We start from the raw sequence: 18,736 nt of genomic DNA, 5'->3' as shown, positions 1-18,736 counted from the left end.
CAGCTCCTACAGTTGATCTGGTGTGCCTCCGGCGAAATGGGGCTGAAGACTGCCAATACTTTTGACACAGATTGCGTGTTGACTGACAAATCCACCCAGCGGAGCCTGCCTGTTCAATTTTTGTCGAGTAAAAAATCAATGCCCTTCGTGACAATAGACGGTCAACCACTTCACTACATTGAGAAAGGCAGGGGACCTGCGGTACTGCTTGCCGGAAGTTACCTGTGGGATCAGACCATGTGGGCGCCACAGATCGACGCGTTGTCGCAACACTACCGAGTGATTGCCCTGGACCTTTGGGGCCACGGTCAATCCGGGCGACTACCGGACGGCACCATCTCCCTCGATGATATTTCCCGTCAGGCGCTGGGGCTTCTGGATTATTTGAACATCGATCGCATCGCACTGGTCGGGCTTTCAGTTGGCGGTATGTGGGGCGCGCGACTGGCCTTGGCGGCTCCGCAACGTGTCAGTGGGCTGGTGATGATGGATACCTACGTCGGCATCGAGCCCGAGCCGACTCGCCAGTATTATTTTTCGTTGTTGAAGCAGATCGAAGAGGCTGGAGTCATCACACCGTCGTTGCTGGATATTGTGGTGCCTATCTTCTTCCGTCCTGGTATCGATCCACAGTCGGCGCTGTATCAGAATTTCCGTGCGTCGCTGGCGGCGTTGCCGGCGGATCGACTACGCGAAAGCATCGTACCGATGGGGCGGATTACTTTTGGTCGAAGTGATCTGTTGCCGCGCCTGAGTGAACTGAACCCAGAAACGACGCTGGTGATGTGTGGCGATCAGGACACCCCAAGGCCTCCCCTCGAAGCCCAGGAAATGGCGGAGCTGATTGGCTGCCCATTCCTGCTGGTGCCGGAGGCGGGGCATATTTCCAATCTAGAGAATCCGCGGTTTGTCACTGAAGTACTGCTGAAGTTTCTTGGCGAGAGAAACTGATCGTCCTCTCGCATTCATCGAAAAGCTCGCAGCCTGCGAGCTTTTCATTTGGGCGGCGCTTGCAACAGAAGCCGTGAAATCACTTGGGACCGAGGATCTTCGCCAGTTTGTCCGGCGACGGCGCACCTTGCTGCTGCTGCAATTCGCCCTTGTCATCCATGTAGAAAATCGCCGGAGTCGCGGACAACTCCAGGTCTTCCATCAACTGCATGTTCGCCTCGAGCTTAGCCTGAATCGCCGGCGGTACATCTTTGAGCGCTTTCAGCGTGCTTGCCTTGCCGGATTTTTCATGTTCCTGGAGGGCTTTGACCGGGTCCTTGGCGGCGAGCAACGCAGCGGATTTCCCCGGACTGTCTTCGCGAATAATACCGACCATGATATGTCGCAACTGCACTTTACCGGCCTTTACCCACGGACGCGCCTGTTCCCAGAACATGTTGCAGTAAGGACAGTTCGGATCGCTGAACAGGTACACCACACGAGGTGCGTCCTTGTTGCCATCAGCGATCCAGTTGCTTGCTTCCATCTTCGCCCACACTTCCTTGGACATCGGCGCGTACACCAGCTTTTGCAGCGGCGCGGTACTCAGGTCGTTGCCCTCGGCGTCATACAGATTACCCAGCAACACGTGTTTACCGTCAGGGGTGAGGTACAGCGCCATGCCGCGGTTCTGGTACTGTGCGGCGTAACCACGCAGACCGTCCGGCGCGTCGAACTGGCCTACGATTTTTGCGCCCTTGGCTTCGATTTTCTTGATCGCTTCGGGCAAGTCTTCGGCAGCCTGCACGGTCGGCAGGTGCAACAGGGCTGTGCCCAGGGTCAACGTCAGCAGGTGGCGGAGGCGGGGCATGGCAGTTTCCTTGAAGAGGTGGCCGATTCGGCAGGGTTCGGTGTGTCAAAGTTTTCGAGGGCGCGGGCCAGGCTGGCTTCCGACAGCTCACCCAGATGGCTGGCCAGCAGGCGGCCTTCGTTGCTATAGAACAGGGTAGTCGGCAATGCCATCGAACCGACGGCCTGGCCCAGACGGCCGCCGCTGTCGAACAGCACATTCGACAGGCTCAAGCCCTGGGTTTCCAGGTAGGTACTGACGCTTTGCATGCTTTCACCCTGATTGACGAACAGGAACGTCAGGTCCTGGCGTTGCTGCTGGGCATTTTCCAGCACCGGCATTTCCCGACGGCAGGGTGGGCACCAGGTGGCCCAGAGATTGATGACCAGCGGACCGCCCTTGTAGTCGGACAATTGCATGGTTTCACCGGCGGCGTTGCGCATGGTGATGTCCGGGAGGCGAGTCCCTTGTTCGTAAATGCTCAGGGAGAACGTCGCCAGGAGCCAGAATGCCAAGCCGCTGGCGACGCCAAAGCCCAGTGGACGGCGCAACCCCGGCCGCCGCCAGCCGCGATACAGGGCGGCAAGCAGTAGCGTGATAACTCCGGGCCAGGCGAGGAAGCCGCCGTCGCGCAGGTCGATGACTTGCCATGGATCGTTGCGGTAGTGCGTCCAGTAAACCGCCACAAAACTGATCCGGGCCGCCAGCATGCCGATCAGAAACAGACTGAACAACGCCGACTCGGGGTTCTCGCCACCGCGTTTGGCCACCCGCCAACCGATGAAAGTCGCCAGTGCCAGGGCACTGATCAGCAGCAGGTGATTAAGCGCGATGGCAAATGTACCGAGCGTAAAAGTCAGCATTAGCGGGCTTCTCGGGTGGTAGTCCAACGTTGCAGGAAAGTGTTGGCATCGACTTCACCGGTGATGCGCTGGCTGCGGCGCTCCTCGCCATCGGCACCGATCCACAGGAAGCTCGGCGGCCCCGGAACCTGGTAACGGCTGAGCAATTCACGGCTGGCGGCATTGTCGGCAGTGACGTCGAGCCGGAGCAAACGTACATCGCCCAGAGCTTCAAGCACTTGAGGTTTACCGAAGACCTGTTTCTCCATGACTTTGCACGACACGCACCAATCGGCGTAGTAGTCCAGGAGCACCCATTGGCCTTGAGCCTTGGCCGCGTCCAGTTCCCGCTGAAGGTCCGCAGGGTCCTTGATCGTGGTGAAGGCATCATGACCCGTCGGGCGTATGGCACTGCCCGAGTTGGAAGCGCTGTAAACCTGCAATGGCTTGAACAGGTCATCGCTCCCACCCGCCGCCCCGATCACCAGCAGGCTGCCCCACAAGCCGAGCAGTAAGGAACCGGCGCCGAAGACATGAGCGGTGCGACCGAAGCCGGCTGATTGACGCCAGGCGCTGTAGGCGGCGATCAACAGCAGGGCCCCCCACAATCCGACCCACAGTGATTCGTCCAATACGGGACGCAGCATCAGCAGGGCAGTGGCGAGGAACAGGAAACCGAACACGCCCTTAAGCAGATTCATCCAGGCGCCGGGTTTGGGCAGGAAGCGATTGCCGACAGTGACCAGCAACAACAGCGGCACGCCGATACCGATGCCCATCGCGAACAGGATCAGCCCGCCATGCAGTGCGTTACCGCTTTGTGCGATATAGAGCAGGGCGCCGGCCAATGGAGCGGTCATGCACGGGCCGACCAGCAAACCGGACACAGCCCCCAGGACGCCCGCGCCAATCAGGCTGCCACCGCGCTGATTGCGCGAGACATTTTCCAGGCGATCACGCACGGCGACCGGCAGTTGCAGCTCGAAGAAGCCAAACATCGGCAACGCCAGCAGCACAAATACCGCGGCAAACGTGCCCAGCAACCAGGGATTCTGCAGCAGCGCCTGGAGGTTCGCCCCAAGCATTGCAGCGAGTACGCCCATGGCTGCATACACCAGCGCCATGCAGACGACGTAGCTGGTGGCCAAGGCGAAACCACGTTTAGGTGAGGCGCCACTGCCGACGATCAAACCGGCGAGGATTGGCAGCATGGGCAAGGTGCAAGGGGTGAACGCCAGGAGCAGCCCCAGACCGAAGAACACCAGCAGGCTCCAGCCCAGCGCACGCTGTTGCAGGCCGCTGGCCAGCGCTTGGTCCGGCGCTTCGCCAGCCACTGCTGCGGTTGTTGATGTAACCGATTTGCCACCCAGCTCGACAAGCTGGGTTTGCGGTGGATAACACAGCCCGGCATCGGCACACCCCTGGAAGCCGACCTTGATCTGGCCCGTGGCACCGGCCGGAATTTTCAGCTCCAGGCCTTGGCGGTAGACCTGCTGTTCGCCGAAGAACTCGTCGCTGTGTGATTCACCCTGTGGCAACTCGGGTTTGTGCTCTGCGGGCAATCCGTCGAATTTGAGGCGTTGCTGGTACAGATAGTAGCCATCGGCGATCTGCCAATAGAGCTGGGTTTCACCGGATTCCAGGCGCTCAGAGGTGAAGACGAACGCTTTGCCGACAGGGAGGAAGTCGGGTTTGGTATCGAACGGATTGGTCCCCGCCTGGGCCAGACCCGAGATCAGGAGAACAAAAAATAAAAACAGACGACGCATGGCTAGGCCTTATCCCTATGCAAGTGGTGTGCACAATGAAGGGCGACGATTAACCGATAATTAACCGCCGCGCCAGGTTGCTCTGGTCCTGGGTGAGGCTTAGTCGCGTAGCAGCCCTGGACAATTGCCGTCATTGACCTTTTTTTGGGGGAGTTGTTGTCAGGTCTGTGAAGGGCAAGTTGCTCAAGTGGGAATCTGTCATTTGTCTTGTACCAAACCCGGCCATGAGGCTTCATTGACAGGTATCGGGTCTGAGATTGTTCCACCATTAATGTCATATCTCAGGTATTCGTTATTGGTCAAGAAGATGTAAAAGAACGTGTTGAATGTTGGGTGGTCGTTCAGGGCGGCGGTAATCATGCGGTCTTTATATTTTTCGAGTCCACGCCAAATAGAGTCTTTGAGAGGTTTTATCTTTATCTTGCCTGACCAAGGGTTGTAAATGAGATAGTTGCCGTCGTTCATAAGCATCCAGTAAGTGTGCTTCGTTTCCGCTTTTTCATACCACATAACGCCCACGATTTTTTCGAAATGAGGTTTAATGGGCGCCCATACAGTTTGCTCAACAGGTTTTTTGAAATAAACATTGTCGTCCATTTGTCGGTATTTACACACCATCGGAGTCGAGCCTTCGTTGTAGAAAAGCCAGAGCATGTCAGAGTCGGCGGAAGCGTCCCAGGCTACCCCCGAGGTGTTAAAACCGAAGCGCAGCTCTTTTACGTGTTTGCCAAAGTCTGCCCAGTTACTGCCAACGGCTAGAGGGTAGTTTTTCGGAACTTCATTGTCGCCTAGATTAAAGCGGGAGTAGGTGCCGGTGTCCTTGAAGAAAAAGTAAATGCGGTCGGGCCCGTTGCGCCAGTCGACGGCGACGAAGTTTTGCAATGTTGGCATTGTCTGATTCCTTTCAGTTAATTAACAAGGTTACATGTCTGTCGAAGCGCGGTGATAGGTTTTACAAGGGGGGGTGTTTGTTTAAGCGCTTTCGAAGTGTCAGATTAATGTGTGGGGTCTGTATTTAGAACAGGTTTTAGTGCTTTGTATGTGTCTGATTGAAACCGGAAGAAGTTGTCTTTTTAGGGCGCGTGCGAACTATCGAACATTCGCAGCTGTAGACTTCGTGCTTCATCTGAGGCACGCATTGACGAATCGCTTCTCGTCCGTCGAAGCACTCGTCATAATTCAGCCTTAATCCTCACCTGTTTGACTCATGTTTTTGCTCAGGGAGCTCCCATGCACGTACTGGTTTGCGAAGACGATGAGCTGATCGCCAGCGGCATCGTCGCCGGCCTGACAGCTCAAGGCCTGACGGTGGAGCACGTAGCCACCGCCTCGGCGGCTCGGGCGATGCTCAAGGTCGCCGAATTCGACGTCATGGTGCTAGACCTTGGTCTCCCTGACGAAGACGGCCTCAAGCTGTTGCAGCAGTTGCGCCATGGTGGTCTCGAAATACCGGTGCTGATCCTCACCGCCCGGGATTCGGTCACCGATCGCGTCGATGGCTTGCAAGCCGGTGCAGACGATTATCTGCTCAAGCCTTTCGACCTTCGTGAACTTGCGGCGCGGCTGCACACTTTATTGCGCAGAGTGGCGGGGCGCAGCGTCAACCTGATCGAGCACGGCGCGCTGACCTACAACCCAAGCAGCCGTGAAACCATGCTCGCCGGCCAGCCGGTGGACTTGTCCCGGCGCGAACAGTCACTGTTGCAGGCCTTGCTGCATAACCGTGGGCGAGTGCTGTCGACCGAGCAACTCAAGGACAGCGTCTACGGTTTCAACGACGAACTGGAAAGTAACGCCCTTAACGTGCACATCCATCATCTGCGGCGCAAACTGGGTAACGGAATCGTGGAAACCGTGCGCGGCCTGGGTTATCGCCTGGGGCCGGCGGACGGCGGAGATCAATCGAAGTGATGAGCCTGCGTTTACGTCTGAGCCTCACGCTAGGTGCTGCATTTGCGCTGATCTGGGCGCTGGCCGCTGCCTGGATGCTCAGCGATCTGCGCAATCAAATGATGTTTTCCCTCGATCAGCGCCTGGTCGCCTCGGCACGCATGGTAGCCGGGCTGATGGAGCAGTTGCCGGCGCTGCCGAATAAAGGTGAGGGCACTCACTTCAGCGCGGAACAACTGAACATTCCTGGCGGGATGGCGTGTCAGGTCAGTTCGTTGCGCGGCGAGATCCTGGCTCGCAGCCATACCGATCCGCAACAGACCCTCGAAGCCGAGAAAATGGGCTTCCACGATCAGATGATCGATGGCGCACCCTGGCGCAGTTTCACCTTGGCCCGCGGCGATCTGCGCATCACGACGGCGGATCGACAAATCGAACGCGAAGCCCTGAACATGTCGATCCTGCTGGCCGCATCGGTGCCGGTGGGCGTCGCGTTGCTGGGCTGCCTGTGTCTGCTGTGGCTGGGGATCGGCCAGGGACTGGCGCCGCTCAATCGCATGCGCGATGCGCTGATGCGCCGTAGCGCCGATTCTCTGGAGCCCTTGCAGATACAGCCGCTGCCCAGCGAACTGCAGCCCTTGCTGGACACCCAGAATCAGTTGCTCCAGCGGATCGGCAAGACCATCGAGCGCGAGCGTCGACTGACTGGTGACGCAGCCCACGAATTGCGCAGCCCGCTGACGGCGATCAAAACGCACCTGCAAGTGGCGCGCATGACCGACGGCGCCGCCCGGGATCAATCCCTGGCTCGGGCCGAGGAGGGGGCCGACCGCCTGCACCGAACCCTCGAGCAACTGCTGCTGTTGGCCCGGGTCGAAGGGAGCCTGTCCTTCGATGACGGCGTGCAGTGCAACGCCGAGCAGGTTGCAAAACTGGCGATTCAGGATGCCGCCAGTGGTGATCGTCAACGAATCAGGTTCAAAACCACAACGAAGCTCTCCGAGGCGCCAGTGCAAATGCCTGCTGTGCTGTCGATTGCTGCATTGCGCAATCTGCTCGACAACGCGCTCCGTCATACACCCGGTGAGGGTGAGGTGGAGTTGAGCGTGGAAACCGTTGAAAACCGCGTCCAGTTCGTTGTGCGCGACCATGGACCGGGGATTGCCGAGGACGACCTGCAACACCTGACCCAGCGCTTCTGGCGAAATGGCCAAAGCACCGGCTGCGGTTTGGGACTGGCGATCGTTCAGGCCATCGTTCAGCGGTGTGGCTGCACGCTGCATTTCGACAGCAAGCCGGACGGGTTGCGGGTCGAGCTGACGATGCCGTTGCAACCGGTCTGAGCATCCGGAACATCAAATGTAACGCCTCTCCATTAGTCACCTGGCGCGCGCGGCGCTATCGTCCCCCCGCAACTTTTTCTCAATGGATTGAGGTAGTAGCGACATGGATGCACCCCTGCGTGTCAGTAAGGCAACCACTGCCGACGCCGGCATCATTTGCCGGATCGTTGATCGCTCCATCCGCGTAGGCTGCGCGATTGACCATCGCAACGATCCGCAAACCGTCGCCGCCTGGACCCACAGCAAAACCATCGACCACCTCTTGCCCTGGCTGAACGACCAGCGCTTGTACCTCAACATCGCCCTGTTGCAAGACAAACCGATCGGCGTCGCCATGGCTGCATGCAGCGGCAAAATTGCGTTTTGCTACGTGCAACCGGAATGGTTTCGTCGCGGTGCCGGACAGGCGCTGGTGCGTGATCTGGAGGGCTGGTTGATTGGCCAGGGCCTGCATCAGGCGCAACTCAATAGCACCCGCACCAGCGAAGCGTTTTACCGTCATTTGGGCTATCAGCCCTGCGCGCCGGCGTTCATGGTCGCCGGCCTGCGCGCCATCCCCATGCACAAAGGCCTGTCCTCACGGCTGATCGAAAGCGGACCAAGGGTCTAAATCCTCGGGCACCTGATGCGTTTCCAGAACAGGAAAACCTTATTGAGGGGTCGAGAGATGTCAGTCGCTACCAACCTTGTAGAAGATCAGTCGGCCCGGATCACTTCGGCGCCGGCCGAAACGCTTTATCAATTCAACGAATCGCCGTTGCTGGCGCGACAAAACCGGCAGGAGTCGAACGCCCGCAGTTACCCGCGACGCATTCCCCTGGCGCTCAAGCGCGCCAAAGGCATTTATGTCGAAGACGTTGAAGGTCGCAGCTTTATCGACTGCCTGGCCGGTGCCGGGACGCTGGCGTTGGGGCACAACCATGCGGTGGTGATCGACGCGATCCAGCAAGTGCTGACAGATGAACTGCCATTGCACACCCTGGACCTGACCACTCCGGTCAAAGACCAGTTCGTCCAGGACCTGTTCAGCCTGCTGCCCCCGGCGCTGGCCGCTGAAGCAAAGATCCAGTTCTGTGGACCCACGGGCACCGACGCCGTGGAAGCGGCATTGAAACTGGTCCGCACCGCCACTGGACGCAGCACTGTGCTGTCATTTCAGGGCGGATACCACGGCATGAGCCAGGGCGCGTTGAGCCTGATGGGCAGCCTGGGGCCGAAAAAGCCGTTGGGTGCCTTACTCAGCAACGGCGTGCAGTTCATGCCCTATCCCTACGATTACCGTTGCCCATTCGGTCTTGGCGGTGAACAAGGGGTGAAGGTCAATCTGAGTTACCTGGAAAACCTGCTGAATGATCCCGAAGCCGGCGTGCAATTGCCGGCGGCGGTGATTGTGGAAGCGGTGCAGGGCGAGGGCGGCGTGATCCCGGCTGATCTCGACTGGCTGCGCGGCTTGCGACGGATCACCGAGAAAGCAGGTGTGGCGTTGATCGTCGACGAAATCCAGAGCGGTTTTGCCCGTACCGGCAAAATGTTCGCGTTCGAACACGCCGGGATCATTCCGGATGTGGTGGTGATGTCCAAAGCCATCGGCGGCAGTCTGCCGCTGGCGGTGGTGGTCTATCGCGACTGGCTCGACACCTGGTTGCCGGGTGCCCATGCGGGCACTTTCCGCGGCAACCAAATGGCGATGGCTGCAGGCTCGGCGGTCATGCGTTACCTGACCGAGAACAACGTCTGCGATCACGCAACCGCCATGGGTGAACGCTTGAGCGAACACCTGCGCATCCTGCAGCGCAATTTCCCGCAGCTGGGTGACATCCGGGGGCGCGGCTTGATGCTCGGCGTCGAATTGGTCGACCCGACCGGCGCACCGGACGCGTTGGGTCATCCGCCGATCTTCGGTCGCCTGGCGCCGCTGGTGCAGCGCGAATGCCTCAAACGCGGCTTGATCCTTGAACTGGGCGGGCGCCATGGAGGTGTCGTGCGGTTCCTGCCGCCGCTGGTGATCACCGCTGCAGAAATCGATCGAGTGGCGGAGATTTTTGGTCGGGCCATGGCGGCGGCCACCGCCAATCTTTAAATTTTTCGACGGCCCGGACGTTCCTTCTACATACCGGCTGCGCACGCAGTGCAGCCCACCCTTACAGCGATGGAGAAACACCATGACTTCAGTATTCGACCGCGAGGACATCCTTTTTCAAGTCGTGGTCAACCACGAAGAGCAGTACTCGATCTGGCCCGATTACAAGGCCGTGCCGGAAGGCTGGCGGACCGTGGGCAAGAGTGGTCTGAAAAAGGAGTGCCTGGCTTACATCGAGGAAGTCTGGACTGACATGCGTCCATTGAGCTTGCGCCAGAAAATGGACGGGCAGGCCGCTGTGGCGCACTGAGTAGTCGCGCAAAAAAAGCCCGCTGAACCGGTAAGGTCAGCGGGCTTTTTGGTGTTTGAACGTTGAAAGATCGCAGCCTCGTCACTCGGTAGGAGCAACGAGGCTGCGATCTCTCGATCTTAGGCGGACGGCTCGCCGCTCAACCCCTTGATCACCAAATCCACATTCCCCTCCAGCTCCGCCACGGGATCCGCGGCATCGGTGCTTAACACCACCAGCCGGCTCCCGGCCTCGGTGATCACTGCTTTCAACGCTTCCGACGGCTGGCGATGGTGCAACACTACCGCCACGTCATTGTCCTTCAACGTCGCGCCAAGCGCCTTCAATGCTTCAGGCGTCCATTCGTTATCTTGCCGCGTATCGAGGCCGATCAGTTCCAGATTGAGGCTGCCGATCAGATAGCCGAAGTGATCGCTCAGGCTCATCACACTCAAGTTGTGTGCGCTCGCGAGCCGCGCTTCGCTGTCGGCGCTGAACTTCAGCAGGCGCTGTTTCAGGGACGCCAGGTTCGCCTCGATCGTCGGCTTGGCAGAGGGCGCCAGGCGCACCAGATCGGCCGCCATCACATCGGCCATGCGGCCCATGTTGTTGCTGGAGAACCACGGCTGGCTGTTCAGGCCATCGACCTTGTTGTCCGGTTGCACGGCGATGCCGGGCAAGGCGCCGTCCACCGGGCGGGCCGCGTCGACTTCGACGATGCGAATATTGCTGCGGCGGGAAACCGGGTACAGCGGGTCGTCCGCCCACAGCGAGCGCAGACCGATCACGGCATCGGCGTCGGTCGCCAGTTTGGCCAGCGCCGGTGCGCCACGGCCCGTGAAGTAGGCTGTCTGACGGCTGCCGGGCAGATTGGCTGGCGCGGCGCGTTCAAGTTGCACATCGGTGCCTTTGAGCAAAACTTCGCCCAGGCCGTAGGTGATCGGCAAAGACGCCAGAACGCGTAGCGGTTTGTCAGCGGCGAAGGTGGTGTTGACCAGCCCACACAAGGCAATGGCCAGGGTCAATTGACGCAGAGAAAAAGACATTTATCCGAGGTTCCCTTTCAGGCTTGGGACGACGCCACGGGCGATAGCCGCCAGGGCGAAGGCGATACCGGCCACCAGAATAATTGCGGCGCCGGACGGGATGGGCAGGTCGAAGACAATCGGTGCCAGGATGCCGCACAGCGTGCTGACCGTGGCGATCAGCACCGAGCACCAGAAAAACCCCTTGAGCGACTGGCTGAGCAAACGGGCGGCTGCCGCCGGAATCACCAGCAGGGCACCGACGAGAATCGCGCCGATGACTTTCACGGCGGCCACGGTGATCAAGGTCACCAGGATCACGAACAGGTAATCCAGGGTCTTCACCGCCACACCGCGAACGGCGGCCAGTTGCGGGTTGAAACTGGCGAGCATGATGCGGTTGTACAGCGGCAAGGCCAGGGCCATGACCAGTGAGCCGACGATGGCCAACACCAGCAGATCGTTGCCGTTGACCGTCAGTACCGAGCCGAACAATACGTTTTCGAGGATGTGCACGTTGATCTTGCCGGCCAGGATCAACAACAGGCTGGCGCCCAGTGCCAGCGACACGGAAAGGAACACCCCAATCAGCGTATCCGGGGACAATCCGGTGCGGTTGCGCAGGTAGTTAAGCAGAATGCCGAACAGCAGGCAGTAACCGAAGAGGCTGCCATAAGGCCCGGTGTAAGGTTCGCCCAAGAGGATGCCAACGGCCACGCCGGTCAGGGCCGCGTGACCCACCGCTTCGGAGAAAAACGCGAAGCGCTTGACCACCACCAGCGTGCCCAGGCCACCCAGCACCGGGCCGATCAACAGACCGGCCAGCAGTGCATTGACCACGAATCCGTAAGCCAGCGCCTCGGGCAGGTAACCCGAAGACGCCCAGCCCTGAATCATCAAACGAAAGGCTTCATAACTCATGAGGCAGCGCTCCGTGGATGGGTCGAAAACAGGGTCAGCAATCGTTCCGGGGTCAGCGCTTCCTTCGGCGTGGCATCGAACAGCACCCGACGATTGAGCCCGGTGACGCGATCCGCCAAGCGTCCGACGGCTTCCAGGTCATGTTCGATCCATAGCACGGTGATCCCGCTTCGTCGCCAGTCCCCAAGCAATCGCTCGAACACCCGGATGCCTGCTTCGTCGAGTGCCGACATGGGTTCATCGAGCACGAGCAACTGCGGCGCTGGAATCAGCCCTTGTGCCAGCAACACCCGCTGGCGTTCGCCACCGGACAGCGCGCCCATGCGCCGTTTGCGCTTGTCCTGCATGCCGACGCGTTCCAGCGCTTCACCGATGGCCGCCGCGTAGCGCTTGCTGACACCGAGAAACGCCGGGCGCCGCTGACACATGGCCGCCATGAAATCGTCCACGGTCATGGGCAAACCGCGGTCGAACTCCAGCGCTTGCGGGACATAGCCGATGATCCCTGGTGCATCTGGCCATAGCAGGCTCAAGCGGCCTTGATGGGGCATTTGTCCTAGCAACGTCTTGATCAGCGAACTCTTGCCACCACCGTTGGGGCCTACCAGCGCATGGACGCTGCCGGGCTGGACCTGGAAGGTCACGTTATCGAGAATCGTGGTGCGACCCAGCGTCAGGCTGACGTCGGCGAAATCCAGGGTCGGGCCGGCGCTTTGGGCAATGAGGGTTTCCTGGGCCGTCATGCGCCGGACTCCTGAATGGCCCGGACCACCGTATTGAGGTTGCCGGTCATTTCTTTTTCGTACTTGTCAGCGGTGTATTCGCCGTAGGAAATATGCGACAGCGGGTACAGCTTCACACCGGATTCGCGCTGAATGGTGTCGACGTAGCTGGACGGGAAATCCATCTCCGAGAAGATCACCTTCACGTCCAGTTCCCGTAGTTGATCGATGGTCTTTTTCAATTGGCTCGGGCTTGGCTCGATCCCGTGAGCGGGTTCGACCACAGCAGTGACTTCCAGGCCGAATTCACGCAGCAGGTAATCGTAGGCAGCGTGCACCGTGGCAACGCGCAGTTCGGCGTTCGGCGCCTCGGTCAGTTTCGCCAGGGCGTCGGCGCGCATCTGCCGCAGGCGTTTGCCGTAGGCGCGGGCGTTCTGGGTGTAGGTCTTGGCGTTGGCCGGATCGAGCTTGCCCAGCTCGCGGGCAATGTTGTTGACCTGAGCGATCGACGCGCTGATTGACAGGAACGTGTGCGGGTTGACCACCTTGCCGGCACCCCGGGCCGCCACACCGGTGGCCGCCAGCAGCGGGACGTTTTCGTTGGCTTCGATCACCGGAACGTTCGGCGTCTCGCTGGCGGCGATCATGCGATCGGCGAAGTCGTCATGACCGACGCCGTTAAGCACAACCACGTCCAGCCCACTGATGCGCTTGATGTCTTCGGCGCGAGGCTCGTAGGCATGCGGGTTGAAGCCGGCCGGGATCAGCGGCACCACTTCGGCCTTGTCGCCGACGATGTTCGCCACGTAGCTGTAATAAGGGTGCAAGGTGATGCCGATGCGCAGGCGCTTGGCCTCTTCGGCACTCGCCATGGGTGTCAGCAGGCAAGCCAGCAGGCCCACCAGCAACACGCGAAAGATTGAACGTTGAGATGAAATTGGCATGGGGAAGCGGTCTTCTCTCGGGTGAAGGCGAGGGTTCAGTGCCGATGCTGGCGGGTCACGCCGGCATCGAATTGCGCGACGATCTGCTGCCAGCCGGCGCTTTCCAGCGCGCTGTCAGCGAGGTCGGTCGGCGCAGCGATGGCTTTGTCGCGGTTGAGCCAGATGTCCGGTGCATCGTCGTCGGCGGTCAGGCGCATCAGGAACGAACCGGCGACTTCCGGTGACTGGCTCTGACCGAAATAAGCCTTGGCCTCGAGCAATTGCCAGGCATGGCCGCCACGGCTGACGGAGCTGGCGTCCTGGGCGAACGGCGCGAAACCTTCATCCGCGAGGACGGCGGGGGTTGGCAGGGATTGCGCTTCCTGACGCAGCAGATGGATCTCGTCCAGGGTCACCCGCAGGTCGGCATAGATGCCTTGCTCGGAGGCGCTCAGGTCACGGCGCGCATCCAGTTGATGGCTGCTGACAGCGCTCACTTCCTGCGACTCGTGGCGCCAGGCGACAACCGTACCGGCCACCGCCAGGATCATCAGGCACAAGAGCAGCACGTAGAGGGTTTCATGGCCGGCGCCTGCCGGGCGGACAACGTGAGTGGTCGGCGTACTCATGGGGCCTGGATATCCGCTTGGTCGATTTCGACCACATGGCCCGGGCCCGCATCGAACAGCACGTAGAACTCGGCGCCGGGTTTTTTGAAGGTCATCTTCGAATCGGCACCGAGCTTGCCGGGTACCAGAATGCTTTCGTCGTAGCCGATCACGTCCAGGGTGACGCCCGGTGCGCCGCTACCATCGGAAAAGCCGCCGGTGCACTCGATCTGTTCGGCGTCGATCGCCTTGCACTCGCACATCGGGTTGTGGGCCAGCGCGCTGGCGCTGAAACCGGCGCTCAGCACCAGCAACAGGGGGGTGATATGACGAAAATTCATGGTTTGCCTCCTTGTTTGTTCAGCCACTCGACGGTGGCGGGGGATGCCTGACTCAAGGGTATGGATGCCTGGTGCATCGCGCCGTCCCAGCCTTCCATGGTGATCCACAGCTCAGCATCGGGTTTGGTCTTTTCCGGGATCGGGACCATCGCACCCATGCGGTACGGGGTGCCGAAGAAAATCACCCCGGCGGCGCGCAGGCTGCGGGGTTTGCCGATACGCAGGTAAGTCGCCTTGACCTGATCGCGGCAGCTGTCGCACAGCGCCGCATTGAAGCTTTTCATGTAGCCGGCCGGACCATCGAGTCGCGGTGCTTCATTGCGCAGTTCCGCCAGGCGCAGGCTCCATGGCCCGACCTGCACTTCGCCGGCTTCGCGCTCACCCAGCCCGACATCGCCTCGAAACAGCGCGGCGTCGGCGAAGTACTTGGGCATGAAACCGAGTGGAACCAGCAGTAACAGAACGTTGATGTGGAAGCGCCATTTGTGCCAGAAACGGCTCAGCTTCGAGGAGGGTTTATCCGCAACGTGCAGGCTCATTGGCTCACCTCCGTGGTTTCGCGGTGGGTGACTGGCTGTTCAGTTGGTTGCACCCGTGAACGCTTGTTTTCACGTTTCAAGGCGTTGGCCGTGGCCAGGGCGGTGCGTTTGGTCCAGATCAGCAGGCCGCTGAGGACCATCATGCTCAGGAGCAAACCGAAGAAGAACCAGATCAGCTTGATCCACAAGCCGCCGAAGTCGCCGGTGTGCAGGGGGCGCATGGACTCGGTCACCAGCTCCAGACCGGAGCGATCCGACAGCAAGCGGGTGGAGGCGACTTCACCGTTGTAGGGGTTGATGTCGGCGGTCTGGAACATCAGCGGGTACCAACTGCGTCCGCCCACGGTCAGGTAGCTGTAGGCGTTGGCGGGCAGGCTGACGAAGCTGTCGTCGAGGCCGGGAATGCGCTCCTTGGCTTCAGCAATTGCGGTCTGCAGGCTGATCATCGGCGCAGGCGATCCGTCGGCGCTGACCGGTACGCTCTCGCGGGGCACCACCAGCGCAACTGGCGCGGTGGAGATCGACACCTGGTTGTCGAACATGAAGGCCTCGATCAGAAACCAGGTACTGGTGACGGAAATCACCGCGATGAACCAGATCGACCAGATGCCGCTGAGACGGTGGAAATCACCCCAGAAAATTCGCGCGCCGTGCCGGATGCGCAGGGTGGGTTTGAGGAAGCCTTTCCAGAATTTTTTGTACACCACCAGCCCGGTCACCAATGAGGCCAGCAACGGCAGGCTCAGGAATGACACCAGGTACCAGCCCCAGCTATAACCGTTGGTGAACGGCACCAGCCACCAGCCATGCAGTGCCCGGGTAAACGCCTTGAAATTGAATTGTGGTGCCGTGCCCTGAATGACCCCGGTGTACGGGTTGACGTAGACCGTCACCGACCGCCCGTCGGGGTAGCTGACGTTTACGTCGAGGGCGAAGTGCGATTCATCGGGACGACTGATGTCTTCGACCAGTGTGTCAGGCTCGGCCTTCTTGATCGCGGCGATGATCTGGTCGTAGTTGAGCAGGGGCGCATCGTCGGACGGTTGGCTGGCGCGCATTTGCGGGTTGGCCAGCCAGACGATTTCCTGGCTCACCACCGCCAGTGTGCCGGTCACGCACACGATCAATACGAAAAACCAGATCGGCAGTGCCAGCCAGCTATGGACCAGAAACCAGAGTTTGGAGCGGGATTTCTTCGACATGATTTAAGTCTTGTATCGATGAGAGGGCCCTCTGCTGCGGGCTTCCCAGCGTTGGGTCCTTGAAAAGTCCGTCCGTGGCTTTTGCCTACGCGGGCCGACTGCATCTATATAAGACGAATGAGAATCAGAAATCCCGAACCTGAAAATGAAAGTAAATGTTTCGTATTCCGAAAAGGCGTGTCAGAGCAAGAATTTCAGGGCTTCGGCGAGCAGCAGTTCGGGGGCTTCCTCAGCGATGTAGTGGCCGGCAGGCAAGGCTTTGCCTCGAACGTTGGTGGCTACGTGTTGCCATTCCTTGAGGGGCTCGAAGCAGCGCCCGACTGTGCCGTCGGCGCCCCACAACACCAGTAGTGGCAGATCCAGGTGATGACCGGCGTCGATGTCGGCGCGGTCATGCTCCAGGTCGATGCTGGCACTGGCGCGGTAATCCTCGCAGATACCGCGCGCGGTGCCCGGCAGTTTCAGGCAGCGCAGGTACTCGGCAAAAGCGTCTGGCGTGAAGGGTTCGAGGCCGGCGCTGCGGCTGCCCATCACGCTACGCAAATAGGCTTCGGGATCGGCTTCGATCAGGGTTTCCGGCAAGGGGGCCGGGCGGATCAGGAAGAACCAGTGCCAATAGGCGCGGGCAAACGCTTCGTTGGTTTGTGCGTACATCGCCAGGGTGGGCGCGATGTCGAGCAGCACCATGCGTTGCACCGCATCGGGGTTATCCAGCGCCAGGCGATGGGCGACGCGGGCGCCACGGTCGTGGGCCAGCACGGAAAATTGTTCGAAGCCCAAGGATTGCATCAGCGCCACACCGTCCCTGGCCATCTCGCGTTTGCTGTAGTGGGTGTGGTGTTCGTTGGCGGGCGGCTTGCTGCTGTCTCCGTAACCGCGCAGATCGGCGGCGACCACGGTGAAATGCCGGGCCAGTTGCTCGGCGACCTTGTGCCAGATGACATGGGTTTGCGGGTGGCCGTGCAGTAACAACAAGCCTGGCCCGCTCCCGCCGATCCGGTAGGCGATGTCCACGCCGTTGACGTGGCGTTGGTCTTTCAGGAAACCGGCAAACATGAGGGCGCCTCCTTGTTTTGATTGCCAGCATCCTGAAAGCGTCGGGCGGTCAGGGCAAGGTGCAAAGCGTGGTGGGGTTGTTCATGAAGTGTGTTCAACAGGTTTTGCGGTGTCTGGCAGACGCTCATCGCGAGCAGGCTCGCTCCGACATAATCCGGATCAAGCCGATCCATTGTAGGAGTGAGCCTGCTCGCGATGAGGCCATTAGCCGCGCCGCCGATATCAACCCTGCTGAAACATCTCCTTCGCCCGCTGTTCAATCTGTTCCTGAGTCAAATCCTCCTTGCGTGTGGCCAGAAACCACAGATGCCCATACGGGTCCTTCAAGGTCCCGGACCGATCACCGTAAAACTGATCCTTGACCTCGGACACCACAGTGCCGCCGGCGGCAATCGCCTGTTTATAGGACGTGTCGACATCCGTGACATACAGGTGCAGGCCGACGGATGGGGATTGGTCCGGATTGCTCAACGGTCCCTGATCACAGGGTGTGCCCAGCATGATCGGACAATCGCCGATGCGCAGTTCGGCGTGGCCGATGCCGCCGTCGGGCATGGACAGGCGCATGACTTCGGTGGCGCCGAAGGCTTTTTTGTAGAATTCGATGGCTTCGGCTGCTTTTTTAATGCCCAGGTAGGGGGTAATGCTGTGATAGCCCTCCGGGATGGGTTTGACGCTCATGGCGGTTCTCCCTGTTGGTTGTGAGACAACGATTCACGAGGGATTAAATATAGTAGGCGTTGCTGAGGGCTGCGATCTTTTGAGCTGGTTTTTGAATTTTGGGTTTCAAGAAATCAGGATCAAAAGATCGCAACCTTCGGCAGCTCCTTGAAGGGGTAATGCTGTTCCAAGAAATTTCGGCCTGAATTGAAACCTGTGGCGAGGGAGCAAGCGCCCTCGCCACAAGAACTCTCTATTCCTTTGCCGCTATTTTTGAAAAATGCCTCTTGACCTTGACTTAACTAGAGGTTTTACCCTGCAGGCCTTCGGATCGTTAGATCGGGCTTACGCAAAGTGGGGGCTTTTCATGCACGTATCAGAGAAAAATCGCAGTTTTACCCAGTTGATCGAATTTGAGATCGAGCCCCATCAACAGCCCGCACTGGTGTCCGCGCTGTCGGCACAAACCGAGCGCCTGGCCCAGGGCTACAACGGGTTTCTGAGTGCCAGTATCCAGGCCAGTGATGACGGCCGGCGCGTGCTCAATTTCCTGCAATGGCAGTCCCGCGAGGCGGGTGAGGCCGCCTTCCAGAGTTTTGAAAGCGGCGAACAGGATTTCTGGCAGTTGATCCTCGCTCATCAGGCGAGAACCGTGACCTTCGGCTCGTTCCAGGTGGTGCACAGTCTGGAACGCAGTCATGACAACGCGCTGCACTGCAATCTGGTGCACTAAGGCGGAAGAGCGC

At 59.8% G+C, this 18,736-nt stretch carries 21 protein-coding genes; 7 read left to right on the top strand and 14 right to left on the bottom strand.

Annotation, left to right across the window (positions count from 1 at the left end):
- Positions 1-138: 138 nt before the first annotated feature.
- On the top strand, positions 139-951 hold the full coding sequence (locus H7698_RS23670; RefSeq protein WP_194692946.1) for an alpha/beta fold hydrolase: 813 nt from the start codon (positions 139-141) through the stop codon (positions 949-951).
- 79 nt (positions 952-1,030) lie between these two features.
- Here the strand turns inward: H7698_RS23670 and dsbG are convergent, their stop codons facing one another.
- From dsbG to H7698_RS23650, 4 genes are all read right to left on the bottom strand, one after another.
- Positions 1,031-1,801, bottom strand: coding sequence for a thiol:disulfide interchange protein DsbG (gene dsbG / locus H7698_RS23665; RefSeq protein WP_162436308.1), 771 nt, complete (start codon positions 1,799-1,801; stop codon positions 1,031-1,033).
- On the bottom strand, positions 1,777-2,643 hold the full coding sequence (locus tag H7698_RS23660; protein WP_194692945.1) for a TlpA disulfide reductase family protein: 867 nt from the start codon (positions 2,641-2,643) through the stop codon (positions 1,777-1,779). Before H7698_RS23660 ends, dsbG begins: the two co-directional genes overlap by 25 nt.
- On the bottom strand, positions 2,643-4,391 hold the full coding sequence (gene dsbD / locus H7698_RS23655) for a protein-disulfide reductase DsbD (protein ID WP_194692944.1): 1,749 nt from the start codon (positions 4,389-4,391) through the stop codon (positions 2,643-2,645). The genes H7698_RS23660 and dsbD overlap by 1 nt, the downstream gene beginning before the upstream one ends.
- Positions 4,392-4,589: 198 nt before the next feature.
- Positions 4,590-5,282, bottom strand: coding sequence for a hypothetical protein (locus H7698_RS23650; protein ID WP_194692943.1), 693 nt, complete (start codon positions 5,280-5,282; stop codon positions 4,590-4,592).
- 339 nt (positions 5,283-5,621) lie between these two features.
- Here H7698_RS23650 and H7698_RS23645 point away from each other — a divergent pair, with 339 nt between their 5' ends.
- The 5 genes from H7698_RS23645 to H7698_RS23625 all read left to right on the top strand — a co-directional run bounded on the left by H7698_RS23645 (position 5,622) and on the right by H7698_RS23625 (position 10,014).
- A complete protein-coding gene (locus tag H7698_RS23645; RefSeq protein WP_162436304.1) occupies positions 5,622-6,302 on the top strand; it encodes a response regulator in 681 nt (226 codons plus the stop codon).
- Positions 6,299-7,624 carry an ATP-binding protein gene (locus H7698_RS23640; RefSeq protein WP_162436303.1) on the top strand — a complete coding sequence of 442 codons (1,326 nt, stop codon included), beginning with the start codon at positions 6,299-6,301 and terminating at the stop codon, positions 7,622-7,624. Before H7698_RS23645 ends, H7698_RS23640 begins: the two co-directional genes overlap by 4 nt.
- 103 nt (positions 7,625-7,727) lie before the next feature.
- Positions 7,728-8,234: a GNAT family N-acetyltransferase gene (locus H7698_RS23635; RefSeq protein ID WP_194692942.1), complete on the top strand. Its 507-nt coding sequence runs from the start codon at positions 7,728-7,730 to the stop codon at positions 8,232-8,234.
- Between the two features lie 57 nt (positions 8,235-8,291).
- Positions 8,292-9,704, top strand: a complete 1,413-nt coding sequence (locus H7698_RS23630; RefSeq protein WP_162436301.1) for an aspartate aminotransferase family protein — start codon at positions 8,292-8,294, stop codon at positions 9,702-9,704.
- 82 nt (positions 9,705-9,786) lie between these two features.
- Positions 9,787-10,014 (top strand): MbtH family protein, encoded by a 228-nt coding sequence (locus H7698_RS23625; RefSeq protein WP_162436300.1) that lies wholly within the window; start codon positions 9,787-9,789, stop codon positions 10,012-10,014.
- Positions 10,015-10,133: 119 nt separating this feature from the next.
- On the opposite strand, the gene H7698_RS23620 is transcribed toward H7698_RS23625, so the two are convergent.
- From H7698_RS23620 to H7698_RS23575, 10 genes are all read right to left on the bottom strand, one after another.
- The gene (locus H7698_RS23620; protein WP_194692941.1) at positions 10,134-11,039 is read right to left on the bottom strand and encodes a metal ABC transporter substrate-binding protein; all 906 of its coding nucleotides are present in this window, start codon (positions 11,037-11,039) and stop codon (positions 10,134-10,136) included.
- Positions 11,040-11,939, bottom strand: a complete 900-nt coding sequence (locus H7698_RS23615) for a metal ABC transporter permease (protein ID WP_162440696.1) — start codon at positions 11,937-11,939, stop codon at positions 11,040-11,042. It abuts the gene before it with no gap.
- Positions 11,936-12,682: a metal ABC transporter ATP-binding protein gene (locus H7698_RS23610; protein ID WP_194692940.1), complete on the bottom strand. Its 747-nt coding sequence runs from the start codon at positions 12,680-12,682 to the stop codon at positions 11,936-11,938. The genes H7698_RS23615 and H7698_RS23610 overlap by 4 nt, the downstream gene beginning before the upstream one ends.
- Complete coding sequence (locus tag H7698_RS23605) at positions 12,679-13,605, bottom strand: metal ABC transporter substrate-binding protein (protein ID WP_194692939.1); 927 nt, start codon at positions 13,603-13,605, stop codon at positions 12,679-12,681. The genes H7698_RS23610 and H7698_RS23605 overlap by 4 nt, the downstream gene beginning before the upstream one ends.
- Before the next feature lie 35 nt (positions 13,606-13,640).
- Entirely contained in the window at positions 13,641-14,213 is a 573-nt protein-coding gene (locus H7698_RS23600; RefSeq protein ID WP_194692938.1) for a DUF6162 family protein, read from the bottom strand.
- Positions 14,210-14,533: a hypothetical protein gene (locus H7698_RS23595; protein ID WP_194692937.1), complete on the bottom strand. Its 324-nt coding sequence runs from the start codon at positions 14,531-14,533 to the stop codon at positions 14,210-14,212. Before H7698_RS23595 ends, H7698_RS23600 begins: the two co-directional genes overlap by 4 nt.
- Positions 14,530-15,072, bottom strand: a complete 543-nt coding sequence (locus H7698_RS23590; protein WP_194692936.1) for a thiamine pyrophosphate-binding protein — start codon at positions 15,070-15,072, stop codon at positions 14,530-14,532. The genes H7698_RS23595 and H7698_RS23590 overlap by 4 nt, the downstream gene beginning before the upstream one ends.
- Positions 15,069-16,274 (bottom strand): PepSY-associated TM helix domain-containing protein, encoded by a 1,206-nt coding sequence (locus tag H7698_RS23585; RefSeq protein ID WP_194692935.1) that lies wholly within the window; start codon positions 16,272-16,274, stop codon positions 15,069-15,071. The genes H7698_RS23590 and H7698_RS23585 overlap by 4 nt, the downstream gene beginning before the upstream one ends.
- A 180-nt stretch (positions 16,275-16,454) precedes the next feature.
- Positions 16,455-17,330, bottom strand: a complete 876-nt coding sequence (locus tag H7698_RS23580) for an alpha/beta fold hydrolase (protein WP_194692934.1) — start codon at positions 17,328-17,330, stop codon at positions 16,455-16,457.
- Between the two features lie 222 nt (positions 17,331-17,552).
- Positions 17,553-18,011: a VOC family protein gene (locus tag H7698_RS23575; RefSeq protein WP_162440688.1), complete on the bottom strand. Its 459-nt coding sequence runs from the start codon at positions 18,009-18,011 to the stop codon at positions 17,553-17,555.
- Positions 18,012-18,357: 346 nt separating this feature from the next.
- On the opposite strand from H7698_RS23575, the gene H7698_RS23570 reads away from it, so the two are divergent.
- Complete coding sequence (locus H7698_RS23570) at positions 18,358-18,723, top strand: antibiotic biosynthesis monooxygenase (protein WP_194692933.1); 366 nt, start codon at positions 18,358-18,360, stop codon at positions 18,721-18,723.
- Positions 18,724-18,736: the final 13 nt, after the last annotated feature.

It is taken from the genome of Pseudomonas sp. p50(2008), from assembly GCF_015351605.1.
Classification (GTDB): domain Bacteria; phylum Pseudomonadota; class Gammaproteobacteria; order Pseudomonadales; family Pseudomonadaceae; genus Aquipseudomonas.
Note: the sequence above shows the minus strand (reverse complement) of the source record. Positions and strands in the feature narration are given on the sequence as shown.